The sequence below is a fragment of the Ferrimonas balearica DSM 9799 genome (assembly GCF_000148645.1).
GTDB classification, from domain to species: domain Bacteria; phylum Pseudomonadota; class Gammaproteobacteria; order Enterobacterales; family Shewanellaceae; genus Ferrimonas; species Ferrimonas balearica.
The window spans coordinates 1,702,095-1,720,430 of record NC_014541.1 but is presented as its reverse complement, the minus strand read 5'-3'; the positions used below and the strand labels follow the sequence as shown (position 1 = coordinate 1,720,430).

General features: G+C 60.4%; 18 protein-coding genes. 6 read left to right on the top strand and 12 right to left on the bottom strand.

Annotation, left to right across the window (positions count from 1 at the left end):
• Window positions 1-236: 236 nt before the first annotated feature.
• The 5 genes from FBAL_RS07835 to FBAL_RS07815 are packed head-to-tail and all read left to right on the top strand — an operon-like array spanning window position 237 to window position 5,323.
• Window positions 237-995: an outer membrane lipoprotein-sorting protein gene (locus FBAL_RS07835; RefSeq protein ID WP_013345051.1), complete on the top strand. Its 759-nt coding sequence runs from the start codon at window positions 237-239 to the stop codon at window positions 993-995.
• Between the two features lie 7 nt (window positions 996-1,002).
• Window positions 1,003-2,229 (top strand): ABC transporter permease, encoded by a 1,227-nt coding sequence (locus FBAL_RS07830; RefSeq protein WP_013345050.1) that lies wholly within the window; start codon window positions 1,003-1,005, stop codon window positions 2,227-2,229.
• Window positions 2,219-3,448: an ABC transporter permease gene (locus tag FBAL_RS07825; RefSeq protein ID WP_013345049.1), complete on the top strand. Its 1,230-nt coding sequence runs from the start codon at window positions 2,219-2,221 to the stop codon at window positions 3,446-3,448. Before FBAL_RS07830 ends, FBAL_RS07825 begins: the two co-directional genes overlap by 11 nt.
• A gap of 7 nt (window positions 3,449-3,455) precedes the next feature.
• Window positions 3,456-4,139 carry an ABC transporter ATP-binding protein gene (locus FBAL_RS07820; RefSeq protein WP_013345048.1) on the top strand — a complete coding sequence of 228 codons (684 nt, stop codon included), beginning with the start codon at window positions 3,456-3,458 and terminating at the stop codon, window positions 4,137-4,139.
• Complete coding sequence (locus FBAL_RS07815) at window positions 4,136-5,323, top strand: hypothetical protein (RefSeq protein ID WP_013345047.1); 1,188 nt, start codon at window positions 4,136-4,138, stop codon at window positions 5,321-5,323. Before FBAL_RS07820 ends, FBAL_RS07815 begins: the two co-directional genes overlap by 4 nt.
• Window positions 5,324-5,349: 26 nt before the next feature.
• Here the strand turns inward: FBAL_RS07815 and FBAL_RS07810 are convergent, their stop codons facing one another.
• Window positions 5,350-5,646 carry a DUF6665 family protein gene (locus FBAL_RS07810; RefSeq protein WP_013345046.1) on the bottom strand — a complete coding sequence of 99 codons (297 nt, stop codon included), beginning with the start codon at window positions 5,644-5,646 and terminating at the stop codon, window positions 5,350-5,352.
• Window positions 5,647-6,072: 426 nt separating this feature from the next.
• Here FBAL_RS07810 and fusA point away from each other — a divergent pair, with 426 nt between their 5' ends.
• Window positions 6,073-8,163, top strand: coding sequence for an elongation factor G (fusA, locus tag FBAL_RS07805; protein ID WP_013345045.1), 2,091 nt, complete (start codon window positions 6,073-6,075; stop codon window positions 8,161-8,163).
• Between the two features lie 116 nt (window positions 8,164-8,279).
• Here fusA and FBAL_RS07800 read toward each other — a convergent pair whose 3' ends face one another.
• The 11 genes from FBAL_RS07800 to FBAL_RS07750 all read right to left on the bottom strand — a co-directional run bounded on the left by FBAL_RS07800 (window position 8,280) and on the right by FBAL_RS07750 (window position 18,329).
• Window positions 8,280-9,182, bottom strand: a complete 903-nt coding sequence (locus FBAL_RS07800) for an AraC family transcriptional regulator (RefSeq protein WP_013345044.1) — start codon at window positions 9,180-9,182, stop codon at window positions 8,280-8,282.
• An 86-nt stretch (window positions 9,183-9,268) separates the two neighbouring features.
• Complete coding sequence (locus FBAL_RS07795) at window positions 9,269-10,771, bottom strand: Ig-like domain-containing protein (RefSeq protein ID WP_245544382.1); 1,503 nt, start codon at window positions 10,769-10,771, stop codon at window positions 9,269-9,271.
• 377 nt (window positions 10,772-11,148) lie between these two features.
• The gene (locus tag FBAL_RS07790) at window positions 11,149-12,846 is read right to left on the bottom strand and encodes a Na(+)/H(+) antiporter subunit D (RefSeq protein WP_013345042.1); all 1,698 of its coding nucleotides are present in this window, start codon (window positions 12,844-12,846) and stop codon (window positions 11,149-11,151) included.
• Complete coding sequence (locus FBAL_RS07785) at window positions 12,839-13,066, bottom strand: hypothetical protein (RefSeq protein WP_216086812.1); 228 nt, start codon at window positions 13,064-13,066, stop codon at window positions 12,839-12,841. The genes FBAL_RS07790 and FBAL_RS07785 overlap by 8 nt, the downstream gene beginning before the upstream one ends.
• An 11-nt stretch (window positions 13,067-13,077) precedes the next feature.
• Window positions 13,078-14,508, bottom strand: coding sequence for a proton-conducting transporter transmembrane domain-containing protein (locus tag FBAL_RS07780; protein WP_013345040.1), 1,431 nt, complete (start codon window positions 14,506-14,508; stop codon window positions 13,078-13,080).
• Window positions 14,505-15,974 (bottom strand): monovalent cation/H+ antiporter subunit D family protein, encoded by a 1,470-nt coding sequence (locus FBAL_RS07775; RefSeq protein ID WP_013345039.1) that lies wholly within the window; start codon window positions 15,972-15,974, stop codon window positions 14,505-14,507. Before FBAL_RS07775 ends, FBAL_RS07780 begins: the two co-directional genes overlap by 4 nt.
• The gene (locus tag FBAL_RS07770; protein WP_013345038.1) at window positions 15,968-16,327 is read right to left on the bottom strand and encodes a cation:proton antiporter subunit C; all 360 of its coding nucleotides are present in this window, start codon (window positions 16,325-16,327) and stop codon (window positions 15,968-15,970) included. The genes FBAL_RS07775 and FBAL_RS07770 overlap by 7 nt, the downstream gene beginning before the upstream one ends.
• Window positions 16,327-17,313 carry a DUF4040 domain-containing protein gene (locus FBAL_RS07765; protein WP_013345037.1) on the bottom strand — a complete coding sequence of 329 codons (987 nt, stop codon included), beginning with the start codon at window positions 17,311-17,313 and terminating at the stop codon, window positions 16,327-16,329. Before FBAL_RS07765 ends, FBAL_RS07770 begins: the two co-directional genes overlap by 1 nt.
• A gap of 13 nt (window positions 17,314-17,326) precedes the next feature.
• A complete protein-coding gene (mnhG, locus tag FBAL_RS07760) occupies window positions 17,327-17,638 on the bottom strand; it encodes a monovalent cation/H(+) antiporter subunit G (RefSeq protein ID WP_148226717.1) in 312 nt (103 codons plus the stop codon).
• The gene (locus FBAL_RS07755) at window positions 17,635-17,898 is read right to left on the bottom strand and encodes an MrpF/PhaF family protein (protein ID WP_013345035.1); all 264 of its coding nucleotides are present in this window, start codon (window positions 17,896-17,898) and stop codon (window positions 17,635-17,637) included. The genes mnhG and FBAL_RS07755 overlap by 4 nt, the downstream gene beginning before the upstream one ends.
• The gene (locus FBAL_RS07750; protein WP_245544400.1) at window positions 17,898-18,329 is read right to left on the bottom strand and encodes a Na+/H+ antiporter subunit E; all 432 of its coding nucleotides are present in this window, start codon (window positions 18,327-18,329) and stop codon (window positions 17,898-17,900) included. Before FBAL_RS07750 ends, FBAL_RS07755 begins: the two co-directional genes overlap by 1 nt.
• Between the last annotated feature and the right edge of the window lie 7 nt (window positions 18,330-18,336).

Below are 18,336 nucleotides of genomic sequence, written 5' to 3'. Positions count from 1 at the left end.
GCCCATCCTCACAGCACGGGTCCGCGCCAGGTAGATTTCTTCTCGCCCGGACACGACCCGCGTGACGCGCCTCCGCTTTGACCAACAAAGCAGCGGGCGACTACGCTGGTGAAAATGACGTCAATTCCCGGTATCGAAGCGCGTTTTTTCGACAAGCCGCCCCAACTGTTCGATTTTTCAGCGCGCCCGAATTTTGGCAAACTGGGGATACCGCTCGGTTAACAGGGACATCGACCATGGCGCTTTCCCGATTTGCACTGGCTCTGCTGACGATACTGTCGCCACTGGCCAACGCCGCGACCCCACCCGATGCCAGCGAACTGGTGCAGCGCTCCGACGAGCAGATGCGCGGCAGCGCCAGCTACAGCGAACTGACCATGAACATCATCCGTCCGGACTGGACCCGCAGCATGACCATGAAGAGCTGGACCAAGGGGCAGTCCTACTCACTGGTGCTGGTGACCGCGCCCGCAAGGGACAAGGGCAGTGCCTCACTGAAGCGGCACAGGGAGATGTGGAACTGGCTGCCGAGCATCGAACGGGTGGTCAAAATCGCCCCCTCCATGCTGGGGCAATCCTGGATGGGCTCAGATTTCACCAACGATGACCTGATCAACCAATCCTCCATCGTCGTGGACTACGACCATCAACTGGTGGGTGAAGCGGAGTATGACGGCGAGAACACCTGGGTGATCGACGCCATCGCCAAACCGGATGCCCCGGTGGTGTGGAGCAAAGTCAGGCTGTGGATCAGCCAGCGAAGCTACCTGCAGCGTCAGGTGGCTTTCTATGACGAGTTTGATGAACTGGTCAACACCCTCAGAACCTACGACGTCAGGACGATGGGAGGCCGCGAGGTGGCCTCCCGGATGGAGATGGAACCCGCCGACAAGCCAGGGCAGAAAACCGAGATCATCACCCACACCGCCCAGTTCGACTTTGCCATCGACGACGCCTTCTTCTCGCAATCGCAAATGAAAGCCCTGCGGGACTGAGGCGCCGATGCTGCTGAAACTGGCCTGGCGCAACCTGTGGCGGCAAAAACGCCGAACCTTGCTGACTGCGGCGGCGCTGGCGCTGGCGCTGATCCTGTCACTGCTGACCCGCAGCCTGCAGGAGGGCAGCTACGCCAACAACATCGACAATGCCGCCCGCTTTGCCACCGGCCTTATCCAGATCCAACACCCCGACTTTGGCGACAGCCACAGCATTGATGACCTGGTGCCCGGCAACCGGGAGTTCATCGAGGCCGCCCGGGCGGATAAACCAATCAATTACGTACTGCCCCGCCTCGAGTCCTTTGCACTGGCCGCTGGCGAGCAGCGCTCCAAAGGCGCGATGGTGATGGCGGTGCTGCCCAGCAGGGAGGCGGAATACGCCAAGGTGGACGAGCGCGTCGTTGCCGGCCAGTACCTGACCGATGACGACCAAGGGGTGCTGGTTGGCGAGGGGCTGGCGCGCTTTCTTGAGCTGGAGGTCGGGGACAAGCTGGTGCTCTATGGCCAGGGCTATCGCGGCCAGACTGCGGCGGGCCTCTACCCCATCCGTGGCCTGTTACGCTTCCCGATGCCTGGCATCGACAACCAGCTGGTCTACCTGCCGTTGACGTTGGGCCAGCAACTGTACAGCACCGGTGACCAGATCAGCGCCTGGGTGCTGCACACCCCCGACCTCGCTGCCCTGCCACGACTGCAGCGCACCCTGGCGCAACAATACCCCGAGCAACGGGTGCGGGACTGGGCCGATCTTGCCCCCGAGATGGCTCAGCAGATTGCGCTCGACCGGGCCGGCGGCGTCTTTATGATCGCCCTGCTCTATGGCGTGGTCGGTTTTGGCCTGTTTGCCACCCTGTTGATGATGACCCTGGAACGACAGCGCGAATTTGGGGTAATGCTGGCCACCGGGATGGTCCGCGCCAGACTGGTGCAGCTGGTGCTGCTCGAATCGCTGATGCTGGCTGTCGTTGGCGTGGCGATGGGACTGGCCGTCAGCGTGCCGTTACTGCTTTGGCTGCACGCCAATCCCATCAGCCTGGGCGGCGACACCGCCGAGATGATTCGCCAGATGGGCTGGGACCCGCTGCTTCCCGCTCTGGTTGAACCCTGGCTGTTTGGCCAGCAGATCGCCATCGTGCTGGGACTTCTGGTGCTGTGCCTGCTCTATCCGCTATGGCGAATTCACCGGCTGGTGCTGGTGGACGCCCTGAAAGGGGGCGGCCATGTTGGTTAAGCTGGCCTGGCGCAACCTTTGGCGTAACCGCCTGCGCACCGGCATCATGCTGGCCGCCATGGTGTTTGGCCTGCTTGGCGTGATCGTGATGATCGGCTTTATCAGCGGCCTCTACAGCAACATGATTCAGAACGCCATCGCCTGGCAAACCAGTCACCTGCAGATCCACAGCCGCAACTACCTGGATCACCCGGACATCCAGGATACCCTCGCCAACCCGGACGCCATCACCGCCCTGCTGAGCGACAGCCCAACGGTCGAGGGCTGGTCGGCCCGACTGGTGGTGGATGGCATGGTCGCTTCCGCCCGCAGCACCCGCGGCATTCGCATCAATGGCGTCGTGCCCGAAGCCGAAGCCAGCGTCAGTCCGGTGGCCCGCCATGTCCGCGAGGGGCAGTGGCTGGATGCCGAAGGGCGCAACCCGGTGGTGGTGTCGGTCAAAACCGCCGAGCGGCTGAGGCTGAAGTTGGGATCCAAGGTGGTGCTGACCTTTACCGGCCCGGACGGTGAGGTAAGCGGCGCCGCCTTCCGGGTACGGGGCCTGTTTAAGAGCCCCATCAGCGCCTTTGATGACAGCCAGCTGTTTGTGCGCCGCAGTGATCTGGCCGCCCTGGCCCAGCTGGATGGGGTGCACGAGATCGCGGTGGTCACGGAGGACGGGGCCGAAGCCAATGGCCCCGCAACGGCGCAACTGATTCAGCAGTTGAGAACACTGGACGACGCCAACTCGGTGCGCGACTGGCAGGCGGTACAACCGATGCTGGCCGCCATTCTCAGCCAGATGGGGGTCAGCAACGCCATCATCCTGGCAATATACGTGCTGGCCATGAGTTTTGGCATCGTCAACCTGATGCTGATGTCAGTATTCGAGCGAACCCGGGAGTTTGGCGTACTGATGGCGGTGGGGATGACCAAGCCACGGGTGCTGCTGTTGATCCTGCTGGAGGCAGGCCTGCTGGGCCTGTGCGGCGGCATCCTGGGAGTGGTGACCAGCGTTGGCGTCATCGCCCTGCTGGGTCACACCGGCATCCCTCTGGGCGCCATGGCGGACGGTCTGGCAGCCTTTGGGGCAGACACCCAGCTTTACCCGGAGGTCACCCGCAGCGACTACCTGATGGTATTGACCACCGTACTGGCTGCCAGCCTGCTGTCTGCCCTCTACCCGGCCCGCCAGATCCTCCGGCAGCATCCGGCGGAAGCCATGGCCCATCGACATTGAGATAACCATGACCATCGCGATTCAAGGACTGAGCAAAATCTACAACCCGGATTCCGAGTTTCCGGTGCACGCGGTGCGGGACGTTTCCCTGACCATTGAGCAGGGTGAGTTCGTTGCCATTATGGGCCCCTCGGGTTCCGGCAAAACCACCCTGCTGAATATGTTGGGGGGCATCGATGTGCCCTCCAAAGGCAGCATCAGCATCGACGGCGACCGGCTGGATAACCTCAACCAACATCAGCTGATCAGTTTTCGCCGCGACCACGTGGGCTTTATCTTTCAGGACTACAGCCTGCTGCCGGTACTGACTGCGCTGGAAAACGTCGAATTTGTGATGCAGCTGCAGGGCCACCCGGAAGCCGAGTGCCGCCTACGCGCCACCGAGTTGCTGACCGAAGTGGGCCTGGCAGACCACCTGCACAAGGTGCCCGCTAAGCTATCCGGTGGCCAGCAGCAACGGGTCGCCGTGGCCCGTGCCCTGGCCCCCCGTCCGCGCTTTGTGATGGCGGATGAGCCCACCGCCAACCTGGACGCCCAAAGCACCGCCGAACTGCTGGACATCATGCAGCAGCTGAATCAGAGCGAAGGCACCACCTTTATCTTCTCTACCCATGACCCCCGGGTGATCAAACGAGCCCGTCGGGTCATCGTGATTGAGGATGGCCAGATCACCGAGGACCGGCAGCAGTGAGTGGCCACGTTCGGTTCGCCTCCGGGGTGCCGCTGATGCTGGCGCTGTACAGCGGTGCTGCTGCCGCCACCATTCCCGGCCTGGCACCGGAGCAGCCCTGGCAGTTCGGCGGCTACGTCAAATACATGGCCACCGCCACCCTGCCAGACCAAACTGACAACGGCTTCGATCACCTGCTGCACCAACGCTTCAATGTCGAATACCGCTTCAGTCCCTCGCTCCGTTTTAACGCGGGCATGCGCAACCGGGTACTGGCTGGCGACAGCGCCGAACTGCCGGGTTACGGCGACCTGATTGGCCGGGATGATGGCTATTTCGACCTGACCCATAACTGGGTCGACAACAAGGGGCTGGTGGCCACCACCACCTTTGATCGGCTCTACCTCGACTGGCAGAGCGGCCAATGGCAGGTGCGCGGTGGCCGCTTTCGCATCAACTGGGCCATGGCCACGCTGTGGAACCCCAACGACCTGTTCAACAGCTACTCCATCTACGACTTTGATTACGAAGAGCGGCCCGGCAGCGATGCCATCAGCCTCACCCGTGTACTGGGTTTCGCCAGCCAGGCCGACCTGGTCTACAACCCTGCGGACGACAGTGAACTGAACAGTGCCGCAGGGCGCTACCTGTTCAACCATCAGGGCTGGGATGGCCAGTTGGTGTTGGGAAAGGCCGGGCTGGATAACGTGATTGGCGCGGGCTTCGCCGGAGACATCGCCGGCGCCGGGGTGCGTGGGGAGGTCAGCCACTTCTCGCCCAACCGGAGTGAGTGGCAGGGACAGGCGCTGCAACACGCCACCGTTGCCACTCTGGAGAGTGACTACAGCTTTGCCGGTCAGCGCAACTGGATGGTGCGCGGCGCCCTGCTCTACATCAGTAACCCGCAGGACCCCGGCAACGCGCTGGCGTTCCTGAATCTGCCACTGACCGCCCGAACCCTCAGCTTTACCCGCTGGAGTGGCTACGCCGACGCCAGCTTTGACCTCTCACCCTTAAGCCGCATCACCCTCTCCGGCACCGGTTACGATGATGGCTCCTACTTTATTGGGGTTAACGCCAGCCACTCACTGGCGGATGACTGGCAGTTGCTGGGCGTATTGCAGCGTTTTGATGGCAGCGACAGCAGCCTGTTTGGCCAAAGCCCTGCTACCCTGCTGTTTGGTCAGGTGCGCTGGAACTTCTGAATCGAGGTTGGTCGGGACGGACCGCCTCAGGATCGGGCACCCCGCCGCGCCAGCGCTTCGGCGGGGACATCGAACTCCGCCAGAATGGCATCGAGGTTTTGGTCAACAAACCCCACAAACTCACGCTGCATCTCCAGATTCCATACCGCGTCACACACGGCTTGAAGGGCCGCATCGCGCCCGGGGTCATCTTCGGGCAGAGCGCGGTAATCGGCGATCGCGGCCTTGAGCGCTTTGCCGGCCCGGCCCAGCGCCCCGCTTTGCTCCTTCATCAGTTCCCATTCCAGCCCCTGGTGTTGGTCACTCAGGTATCGACGGTTCATATCGTTGCCCCTACTTTGCCACTGCCTTACCCCATGACCCGGTCATAAAAACCGGTTAGAACGGCGGTAACGCAATGCAGACCAAGTTGACGGGTGAGTCCCACAAGAACGAAATCCCGTCAAGCTTATCTTGTCATGGCCATAAAAGCCGCTAAAATGCCACGGCGATTAAGGATATCTATCGTCCAAAATTCACAGCCAACCATTTCCGTTCTGACCGCACTCGCATCAGACTCAGCGCGGCCTACACTTACCCTTCGCCGGTCCCCGCCGCATGCAAAGCCGCAGCGGTCTCTAGACGGAAGGCAAGGTAGCGGAGTGTTTGGAACAGGCGGCGTTTCCAGAGGACGAAGTTTTCGTAAACCTTTGGGAATTCCTGTATACTACCGCGCAATTTTGTTTGACCCTGACCAATAGAGTACAAAAATGGCAGACCTTTCCAAGTACAGAAACATCGGCATCTTCGCCCACGTTGATGCTGGTAAAACCACCACCACCGAGCGTGTTCTGAAGCTGACCGGTAAGATCCACAAGATCGGTGACACTCACGATGGCTCCACCACCACCGACTTCATGGAGCAGGAAGCTGAGCGTGGTATTACCATTCAGTCTGCTGCGACCACCTGTTTCTGGAACGACCACCGCCTGAACATCATCGACACCCCTGGGCACGTTGACTTCACCATCGAAGTTTACCGTTCTCTGAAGGTTCTGGATGGCGGTGTTGGCGTATTCTGTGGTTCCGGCGGCGTAGAGCCCCAGTCCGAAACCAACTGGCGCTACGCTAACGAATCCAAAGTTGCTCGTCTGATCTTCGTGAACAAGCTGGACCGTATGGGTGCAGACTTCTACCGCGTTGTTGATCAGGTGAAGAACGTACTGGCTGCTCGCCCGCTGGTTATGACTCTGCCGATCGGTATCGAAGACGAGTTCTCTGGCGTTGTCGACGTACTGAGCCAGAAAGCCTACATCTGGGATGACTCTGGTCTGCCGGAAAACTACGAAGTTGTAGAGATCCCGGAAGAGCTGAAAGAGAAAGCCGCTCAGTACCGTGAAGAACTGATCGAAACCGCTCTGGAAGCCGACGAAGATCTGCTGATGGAGTACCTGGAAGAGGGCGTTGAGCCGTCTCTGGAAGACATCAAGCGTTGTATCCGTACCGGTACCCGTGACCTGATGTTCTTCCCGACCTACTGTGGTTCTGCTTACAAGAACAAAGGTATCCAGCTGGTTCTGGACGCAGTAGTTGACTACCTGCCGTCCCCGACCGAAGTAAACGCTCAGCCGCTGACCGACAAAGAAACCGGTGAGCCGACTGGCGAAGTTGCTGTTGTTGACGAGAAAGAGCCGCTGCGCGCCCTGGCGTTCAAGATCATGGATGACCGTTTCGGCGCCCTGACCTTCGTACGTATCTACTCCGGTACCATGAAGAAGGGTGACACCATCCTGAACTCTCACACCGGTAAGACCGAGCGTATCGGCCGTATGGTGGAGATGCACGCTAACGACCGTACCGAAATCACCACCGCTCAGGCTGGTGACATCATCGCGGTAGTGGGCATGAAGAACGTACAGACCGGTCACACCCTGTGTGATCCGAAGCACGAGTGCACCCTGGAGCCGATGATCTTCCCGGATCCGGTTATCTCCATCGCGGTTGAGCCGAAGGACAAAGGTTCCGTTGAGAAGATGGGTATCGCCATCGGTAAACTGGTTTCCGAAGATCCGTCCTTCCAGGTTGAAACCGACGAAGAGTCCGGCCAGACCATCCTGAAAGGCATGGGCGAACTGCACCTGGACATCAAGGTAGACATCCTGAAGCGTACCTACGGCGTTGAACTGATCGTTGGTCAGCCGCAGGTAGCCTACCGTGAAACCATCACCTCCGCGGTTGAAGACAGCTACACCCACAAGAAGCAGTCTGGTGGTTCCGGTCAGTTCGGTAAGATCGACTACCGCATCAAGCCTGGCGAGCAGGGTTCTGGCTTCAAGTTCGTTTCCACTGTTGTAGGTGGTAACGTACCGAAGGAATTCTGGCCTGCCATTGAGAAAGGCTTCAAAGAGATGATGGCCACCGGTACCATGGCTGGCTTCCCGGTTCTGGACGTTGAAGTTGAGCTGTTCGACGGTTCTTTCCACGCTGTTGACTCCTCTGCCATCGCGTTCGAAATCGCCGCTAAAGGCGCTTTCCGTCAGTCCATTCCGAAGGCTAACCCGCAGCTGCTGGAGCCGATCATGAAGGTTGACGTGTTCACTCCGGAAGATCACGTTGGTGATGTTATCGGTGACCTGAACCGTCGTCGCGGCATGATCAAAGACCAGGAAGCTGGTGTAACCGGCGTTCGCATCAAGGCTGACGTACCGCTGTCCGAAATGTTCGGCTACATCGGTCACCTGCGTACCATGACCTCTGGTCGTGGCCAGTTCTCCATGGAGTTCAGCCACTACTCTGCTTGCCCGAACAACGTTGCGGAAGCCGTTATCGCTGAGCAGAAAGAGAAGAAAGCTAAGAAGTAATCTGACTTCGGCTGATTCTTAAAGAAAACCCCGATGGTGCAAACCATCGGGGTTTTTGTTTATGGCCTGAAGACTGCGTCGGCCCCCGCCCGGCACCGCCATCGGGCTGGCGCCTCTCAATCGTCCGGGTGGTGCCGCTGGCCTTGATACGCCGCCCGATAGCAGGACGGCGTCATCCGGTTGTGCCGCTTGAAGTAGCGGACAAAGTTGGTGATGTCATCAAAGCCAAACTCATCGGCAATGGCTTGAATGCAGCCCCCCTCCTCCCTGAGCTTGCGCGTAATCGCCAGGTTGACCCGCAGGTCGATCAACTGCTTGGCCGTGCGGCCGCTGCACCGCTTGCACAGCTGGTTCAGCTGTTTGTAGCTCAGCGCCATCTGGTTGGCGTAGCACTTCACTTCACGACCCTGCTGATAGCCCTCTTCCAATAACGCCAGAAACTCATCGAAGCGTTGCCGGCAGGGATCATTGGCAACCGAACGCTGGTGGCTGGAGTAGTTGGACAATTTGTGGACCAGGGCGGAAAACAGCAACTGGAGCATAATGGCATCGATGCCGACGTCGTTTTTGGCCGCCGCTATCTGGCTCAACAGGCGTTTGCAGCTGGCGCTCTGATCCGGCGTCAACTGGAGTACCGGCGCGCACAACAAGCTTAATCTGAAGGGCACGAAATTGGAGTGTCGAATGGTGAAAGCGCACTCGGTAAAGAAAGAGGATGGGATGGTCACCATCTTGCCCTGGGGGCGGTCGGACGGGTCAAACGCGTGCCGTTGCCCCTCATCCACAAAGATCAGGCTGCCCGCCTGGTAGGGGTACACTCCCCCATCAATTCGATGCTCGCCTTCGCCCTGCTCAATGTAGATAAAACCGGTACCGTTCACAGGATGTGGTTGAAACAGGCTGGCAGGGGAAGCGCGCTGAGCGTGGTAGAGGCCGTCCAGGTCCCTCACCTCAATGCCGGATGCCTCCGGCGCCTCCATCTCCTGCGTTTCCGCTGGGTTAATATCAAAAGTCGTCATTTTTCACTGTCTCTGATATCGATAAACCGTTGTGACGTTGGATCGAAAAAGACACCGGCCTGGCCGGTGTCTTTACTCAATCGCGTTTAGCGGTGGATACGCTCAACACGAGAGGCCACATCGTCGTAGTTCTCAGCGTGGCAGGTCTTACAGGACTGCACCGGTCTCAGCCAGGGCTGACGGTATTTGCCATCCTCACCATAGTGGTAGGGGCTCTCTGACGGCTCGGAGATGTCAATTCTGAACAGGTGAGAGTTCTTAGGCATGTGACAATCGGTACAGTCGGCCATGGCACCGTGCATCGCGCCGACACCGTCCGCAAACTCCACGCTCGGGTGGCAGTCCTGACAGGCTTTGGTCAGTGCTTCACCGTGGCCAGGCTTATCCTGGAAGTTGGTGGAGAGGTGCGGGTTGTGGCACTCGGTACAGTGGAACATCCGCTTCGCACCGGTGGCTTCGCCGGTATCCGGGTCATAGCCCAGCAGCGCATCACCCGCGTTCCGGCCCTCTTCGAAGTAGTCCTTCACAAAGCCACCGATGGTGTCTGTGCCGAACTTCTCGTCGTAGCTGGTCATGTAGTCCGGATAGTGACGCTCACCCGCTTTGGTGTGGCACTCGCCACAGGCCACCGCCTCACCGTAGGCCATGTTCATCGCCTGCAGGTCAGCACGGCTGCGACCCTCGGCAATCAGGGTAATGTTGTCTTTGCTTGGCGTCTTAGCGTGGTCCGCACCGGCACCGTGGCAGGCTTCACACTGGACGCCGGTCAGGGCGAAGGTGCCCTGCATGCCGATCAGGTCATCCTGACGGTTGCGGTTACGATGATCATCCGGCTCGGAGGTGTAATCACGCCAGCCGGTGTTGTGGCAGGTACCGCAGCTGTAGGGCATGCCGTCACCGCCCGCTCCCGCCGCAAATGGCACCGCCCGATCCGGGCCCAGGGTTTCGCCCTTCGGCAGCACATCGAACATCGCCTTGGTGCCGTTGATCATGTAGCCGTTGTTATCGAGCAGAATCGCCTGGCGCTGGTAGCCACCCAACACGTAGCTGATGTCCGCCCAGGTTTCCGGCGTACCTGCGCTGTTCTCGACGCCTTCATACAGCGCCAACGCCCCTTTCAGGGTGGTAAAGGGGAATTCCGGCCGCTCGCCGTTCTCCACCTTGGTGAATTTGTAGTTGTGGCCGGTCTCCAGGAAACTCGCCTTATCCTGGTGACAGCGCAGACAGGTTTCGGTGCCGGCATACTCCTGCAGGCTGGCTTTCACCTCCACGTCCGCCACGGCGCGAGTCTCTGCTCCCTGCGCGTCACGGATAAGGTATTCCACCTGGGCAAGCCCGTAATCGTCGGAGCTGAACCAAAGCAGGTTGTCCTCCACCCGAACCGACCCGGCGCCCTGAGTTACGGTGGCTTCGGCCAGGGTTAACGCGTCTCCCTCCGGGTCACTGGCCTCCGCAATCAAGTCGATGGCGGTCTCTTCACCAATCACCACAATCGTCGAGACTTCACCAGCCACCGGCGGCAGGTTCGGATCGGGTTTTGTGGTGTTATTGTCGTCACTGTCGCTGCCACATCCGGCCAAAATGGTCATCAGTGCGCTGGCACAAAGTGTCAATCTGGTGTGTTGCGATATGCGCTTTTTCATCATCATTCCTCTGCATGTTATTGCGGCTTTCGCATCAGGAAATGTAATCAGCGCGTTATTTTGAAAGTAGGTCGTTTGTAAACGCCAAATGGTAGTTTGCGAACCAACTGATAAGTTTGTGAACTGGGTCATCCGCCGCGTTCACAAATGCCATTACGCGCGGCAGGAAAAAGCGCGTTTTAAGGGGGGCAAAAAGGAGATAGGTGTACCCGCCAGAAAAGACTGACAGGTACACAATAGCGTTGAAGTGGGCGCGATACCGCTTCCGCTCTGGGTGTGAGGCCGGGCCCATTCAGCCCGGCGACGAGCCGTGGTGGTGGGGCTTAGCCCATACCGGGCAGGAAGCTCAGCAGCAGGTAACCGGCCAGGATCACCGCCACCCAGATCACCATGGCACCGGACAACGGTGAGCCGCCCAACTGCCCTTCCGGCACATGGGTCGCCAGGTAACGTCCGGCGGACTGGCGCCATGCCTGGGCACGCTCGCCCAACCACGCCTGCAATGCCCAGCCACGCTGCCACAGCGCCGCGCCCATCCGGTAGCCAATGCCCCGATAAAGCCAGTCCGCATCCAGGTTGACCGAGGGCAACTCCGGCGGATACAAACCGCGGCGGTTCAGCCACACAAACGCCAGTGCAGAGAACGCCAGCAACTGGGTCTGCGCCAGCACGTGGGTCACGTCATAGGGCCAGTAGCCGGTGTCATAGGGCAGCAGCTGGTACAGCGCCTGCGGATAGATGCCAATGGCCACACAGAACAGCGCAGCGATGGTCATCGCCAACAACATATTGTTGGGCGGATCGGAGGCTTTCAGGCCGCTGTCGTGGGCAAAGAACGCGAAGTACGGGATCTTGATACCAGCGTGGTGGAACACCCCGGCCGAGGCAAACAGCAGGATCAGCCACACCACCGGATGCCCTTCGATCAACGCCGCACTCATCACCATCGACTTACTGACAAAGCCACTGAACAGCGGGAACGCTGAGATGGAGGCAGCGCCGACGATACAGAGGATGGTGGTTTTGGGCATGGTCTTGTAGAGGCCGCCAAGGCGGGAGCCGTCGATCTTGCCGGTCATCATCAGCACCGCGCCCATCGACATAAACAGCAGTCCCTTAAACAGGATGTCGTTGACCGCGTGCGCCAACGCCCCGTTCATCGCCAGCTCGCTGCCCAGCCCGACGCCCACCACCATAAAGCCCACCTGGTTAATCAGGCTGTAGGCCAGTACCCGGCGCAGGTCGTTTTCAATTACGGCGTAGAAGATGGGGAAGCAGGCCATGGCAGCGCCGATGTAGACCAGCAGCTCGGTGCCGGGAAAGCCCCGGGCCAGCGCGTACAGCGCCACCTTGGTGGTAAAGGCGCTGAGGAATACCGTGCCGGTGGGCGTCGCTTCCGGATACGCGTCCACCAGCCAGCTGTGCAGCATCGGGAAAACACATTTGATGCCAAAGGCCAGGAACAGCAGCCAGGTAGCGGGATCCGCCAGCGTCATGGGGCCGAACGACAGGGTGCCGTGCTGGTGCAGGTAAAGCAGGCCGCCCACCAACAGCAACAGGCCAGACACCACCTGCACAATCAGGTAGCGCATGCCCGCGGTATAGGCCCGTTCGGTTCCCCGGGCCCACACCAGCCATACCGAGCTGAGTGCCATCCCTTCCCAGAACAGGAACAGGCTGAGCATGTCTCCCGCCAGCACCGCACCGATGGCGCTGCCGCTGTACAGCAGGCCCGCCACCCATTCCAGTCGGGCGGTCAGATGGCTGGCAAACAGCAGCGCCAGAAACGCCGCCAGATGGAAAATCAGAACAAACACCCGGCTCAGCGCATCCAGTCGGAACAGCTCCAGGGTATGCCCCATCAGCACCAGCTCAACGTGGCTGCCCAAAGGCACTTGCCACACCAGCGCCAGGCTCAGCAACGGCGTGGTCAGCGCTATCCAGCGACCAATACCCGGACGCACCAGCGCCACCAGAAGCGCGCCGATAACGAACAGCAGATAGGGCGGAAAATCAATCATCACGGTTCTCCCCCTCACGGCCTTCCAGTCGGTCGTAATAGTCCTCCGGACGCATCACCACCTTGCGCATCACCTTAGCCAGCAACACCAGCACCACGCAGCCCACAAAGCCATACAGCGGGTAGAAGCCCAACAGGGTTTCCCACGGGTGTTCGGTATGGCGATGGACCACAAAATCGAGCGCCAGCAGGGCGACGCAAATCCCATAAAACAGTTTCATGCCCCAGTGATTCATCCCTGAACTCCCCCTGCCATCTCACCCAACGCCAGCAAAGGCTGCGGCAACCAGAACAGCACCAGGGTGCCTATGGCGGTCAGCAGCAGCGCCACCAGCACCGGCCAGGGCGCCTCGCCGCCATGCTGCGGTTCATCGCTGCGGCCAAGGAAGGCCCGCACCGGAATGGGCAGCAGGTAAGCCACGTTTAATAAGGTACTGAGCGCCAACACCGCCACCAGCATCCATTGGGTGCTGTCGATACTGGCATTGAGCAGAAGCCACTTGCCCCAGGCCCCGCCGGTGGGCGGCAAACCAATAATGCTGAGGCTGGCGATAAAGAAGGCGGCCATGGTCCAGGGCATCTGCCGCCCCAACCCATCCAACTCGCTGACGCGGCTCTTGTGGGCCGCCACCAGAATGGCGCCCGCGCAGAAAAACAGGGTGATTTTGCCCAGCGCGTGGGCCGCAATCTGCAGGCCCCCCGCTGCAATGCCCAGCGGCGTGGCCAGCAACGCCGCCGCCGTGATGTAACCGAGCTGGCTGACGGTGGAGTACGCCAGTCGCTTTTTCAGGTTGTCCTGGCGCATCGCCACCACCGAGGCGGCGATGATGGAGAACCCCGCCAGCCCCAGCAGCCACGGCGTGATGGGCAGACCCGATACGGTCTCCAGACCGAACAGGTAGACCACCCCTTTGAGTACGGTAAACACCCCGGCTTTAACCACCGCCACCGCGTGCAGCAGGGCGCTGACCGGCGTCGGTGCCACCATGGCGGCCGGCAACCAGCGGTGGAACGGCATCATGGCCGCTTTACCTATCCCCATCACAAACATCACCAGCAGCACGCTCAGCATGATGGGGCTGTGCCCACTGCCGAACACGCCGCCCGGGGTAAAGGTGAGAGTGCCGGCCTGTTGGAAGATGCCCAGCATGGCAAACAGCAGCAATCCAATGGAGGTGAGCAGCAGGACACCGAGATAGACCCGCCCACCCTGTCGCGCCGCATCGGTGCCGGCGTGGGTGACCAGCGGATAGGTGGCCAGGGTCAGCAGTTCGTAGAAGAAGAACAGGGTCAGCATATCCTGGGCAAAGGCGATGCCCATGACCGCCGACATCGCCAGGGCAAAACAGGCAAAGAAGCGGGTTTGGTTCTTTTCACCATGGCCACGCATATAGCCCACCGCGTACAGCGCGGTAATGGGCCACAGTGCGCTGGCCACCAGGGCAAACAGCAGACCAAGGGGTTCCGCCGCAAAACCCACGGTCAGGCCGGGAAATGGCGCCTCCAGCGTAATCGGCTGCGGCGGTGATTGGTACAGCCCCAGCACCATTACGAACAACGCCACTCCACCCAGCAGCGAGATCGCCTCACGCAGATTTGGCCAGCGTCCGGTCAGGCCGATGGCCATCGCCACCAGCAGGGGCAACAACAGCACTTCAATCATGGCGCAACCCCCATCAGTGCAACGACAGCCGCTTCGGCGGCACCCATGGTCCAGCGGGTATCAATACCGAGGTAGATATTGGCGATGACCAGCAACCAGGTAGGCAGCAGAATTGCCAATGGTGCTTCGCCGCTGGGTCCATCGCCCTCGACAAAGTAGGCCTGCTCCACCACCTTCCACAGGTAGATCAACGCCAGCAGAGACCCCACCAATACCGCCACCGCGGCCAGCCACCATTCGCGCTCAAACAGGGCCAGCACCAGATACCACTTGCTGACAAATCCCACGGTACCGGGAATGCCCACCAGGCTCAGCCCGCCAATCACAATGGCCGCCATCGTCCAGGGCATGCGGCGCCCCAGTCCGGCAAACTGGTTCATGCGGGTGTGGCCCATCTGATACGCCACTGCAGCCAATGCCAGGAACAGCGCGCCTTTCATCAGGGCGTGGTTCACCAGGTGCAGCAGCGTGGCCAGCAGGCCGGTGGCGCTGGCCGTGGCGATACCGATGATCAGGTAACCCACCTGAGCCACACTGGAGTAGGCAAACAGGCGCTTGACGCTGAACTGGTAGATGGCGGCGATGGAGGCCGCGATTGCCCCCAGCACCCCAAGCACCAACAGGCTGGTTTGCAATGGCAGGTGGGTAAAGCTGAAGAAGTCCCCGAAGATGGAGTAGATAAACCGCAGCAGCACATACACCGCGACCTTGGTGGCGGTGGCGGCGAGGAAGGCGGACACCACCGAAGGGGCGCAGGCGTAAGCGCCGGGCAACCAAAGGTGTAACGGGAACAGCGCCAACTTAAGGCAGGCTCCGACCAGGATAAACACGAACGCCGTGTAGATGGTGCGGGTGCTCTCCACCGCGGGCAGGCGCGCGGCCAGGTCCGCCATGTTGAGCGTGCCGGTCATCATGTAGAGCAGGCCGACCCCGATCAGGATAAAGGTGGCACCAAGGGTACCGAGGATCAGGTACTGATAGGCCGCCCACAGGGCCCGCCGATCACGGCCCAGGGCGATAAGCGCGTAGGTGGCCAGCGAACTGATCTCGAGAAACACAAACAGGTTAAAGGCATCGCCGGTGGCCACAATCCCCAGTGAACCGGCCAGCACCAACAGGTAGAGGATGTAAAACGGGGTCTGCCGTTCATCCGCCAGCTCCCGACTGAGGCTGGTGGGTGCCGCCACCAAGACGACAAACGCCATGGCACTGACCAGCACCATCATCATCGCGCTGGCCGCATCGATGCGGTACTCAATGCCCCAAGGGGCCTGCCAGCCACCCAGCGGGTAGTTCCAGACACCGGTTGAGACAACCTGCTGCCACAGCAGTACGCTCATCGCCAGCACAGCGGCACTGACCGCCAGGGCAAAACCGGCTGCCAAGCGGGGCCGGCCCAGCAACAAACAGCTGGGTGCCGCCAACAGCGGCAAAATTACCGGGAGAATGGGCAGATGGCTCAACATGCACCGTCATCCTGTTGTTGAATCTCGTCCTCTTCCAGCGTGCCGTAGGCTTCATGCAGCCGCACCGCCAGCGCCAGTCCCAGCGCGGTGGTGGCCACGCCGACAACAATGGCGGTCAGGATAAGAACGTGGGGTAAGGGGTTGGAGAACACACCGAACTCGGGGTCGAGAATCGGCGCCGTACCGCCTTCCACGTTGCCCATGCTGATGTAAAGAATGAATACCGAGGTCTGGAACAGGCTCAGCCCCATCAGTTTTTTGATCAGGTTGGCCTGGGCGATGACGATGTAAAACCCAATCATCATCAGCACCACCACGATGTAATAGTTGTATTGTGCCAGCCAGCTCATCATCACTCGGCTCCCCTGTCATAACGGGCGGAAAACACCATAAACAGCAGCAGCATCACTGCCGCGACGGTAATGCCCACGCCCAGTTCCACCAGCCAGATACCCAGGTGCTGGCCCGCGATGTTGTCATCCGCCAGCGCCCGGTAGTCGAGGAAAGGTTTGCCCTGCAACAGCGCCACCATGCCAACGCTGCCATAAAGCAGCACCCCCAAGGCCGCCAGCACCCGGATCACCGTTTCCGGTATCACTTTGCGCAGCGCTTCGAGGCCAAACACCATGGCGTAAAGAATCAACCCAGCGGCGAAGATCACCCCGGCCTGAAAGCCCCCTCCGGGGCCAAAGTCACCGTGAAACTGGACGTACAGCGCAAACAGCAGAATCGGGGGCACAAGAAAACGTGATACCACCCGGAGGATCAGGTGGTTCTCCATCCGGTGGCCATCGTTCAGCGCCTTACTGGGGTGACGCTGGCGACGACGGGCCAACAGTGCCAACACCCCAATGCCCGCAGTAAACACCACCACGGTTTCACCGAAGGTATCGAAGCCCCGGTAACTGGCCAGCACGGAGGTCACCAGGTTGGGGACCCCCACCTCTTCAAAGCCGTCCTCGAGATAGTGCTCCGCCACGTGGCGCTGGGCCGGGGCATTTGGGTCACCGAATCGCGGCATATCTTCGAGGCCGTAGAGCATCAGAAAGGTGATGAAGGCAATCACGCTGATAGCGCGGCGCGCCTGATGGGTATGCGGTTTTTCAAAGCGCCCGGTCAGAGTCAGGGCCGCCAGCATCAGCAGGGTGGAGATCCCCGCCCCCACTGCCGCTTCGGTAAACGCCACATCCACTGCGTCCATCAAGACAAAAAACGACGCGGACAACAGGCTGTAGATGCCCGTGAGCATGGCGCAGGCGAACAGGTCACGGGTACGGACAATGGCGAGTGCGGTCAGGGCCAGCAAACTCAGCAGAACAATATCAAGCAGAAACTCCATTTCCCGTTATCCCTCACTCCGACCCTATCTTGGGTTTCACTCCGCCGGTCAGGGCCGCCTGGGCGATGGTATGGCCAGCGGTCGGGCTGGTGACCATCAAAAACATAAAGACCCAGAACAGCTTGGCCAGCACCAGCCAATCCCCTTCGACCCAGAACGCCAGACCGGCCAGGATGCAGCCACTGCCCAGTGAATCGGTAACACTGGCCGCATGCAGTCGGGTATAGATATCGGGAAAGCGCAGCACCCCAACGGTGCCGCTGATGCAGAGCAACGTGCCAAAGAACAACAGCACGCTGCCAAACCAGAAGGTCCAGTCCATCATGACTCCTTGTCCTCCTGGCGCTGCTCAAAGAAACGCAGCACGCCGATGATGGCAATAAAGTTGATCATCGCGTACACCAGGGCGATATCGAGAAAATCCGGGCGCCCCATCAGGAAGCCCAGTACCGCAATCAACAACACCGTTTTGGTGCCAAACAGGTTTACCGCAAGGATGCGGTCATACAGGGTGGGGCCCGCCACCGCTCGCACCAGGGCCAGTAACATGGCCACCGTCAGGCCTAACGCCGCCGCTGCCAGCATCAGGACTCCAGTGCCAGCACTCGCCGGCTCATTTCGCCCTCGGCCAACTCGTCAAGGGATGCGGCGTTCAGGGCGTGCACCTCAATGGTGTCGCCGTCAATGCGCAGGGTGACGGTACCGGGGGTCAGGGTGATGGAGTTGGCGTACACCACGCGGGTGACGTCGTACTTTTGTGGCAGAGGCAGACGGGCGACGCCCGGAGAGATGGAGCGGTAGCCACGCCAGATATGGCGCACCACCTGAATGTTGGCGCGCACCACTTCCGACATCAGCCACAGCCAATAACGGGGCAGTTTACTGAGGCGAAGCGGCATGGGTTTGGCGTACATGCCCATACGCGCACTCAGCCACAACACCAGTACAATTGAGACCGTTCCCAAACCTAACAGCAGTGGCCCGTAATGCCCTGAATTGGACAACCACAGCAACATCAAAAAC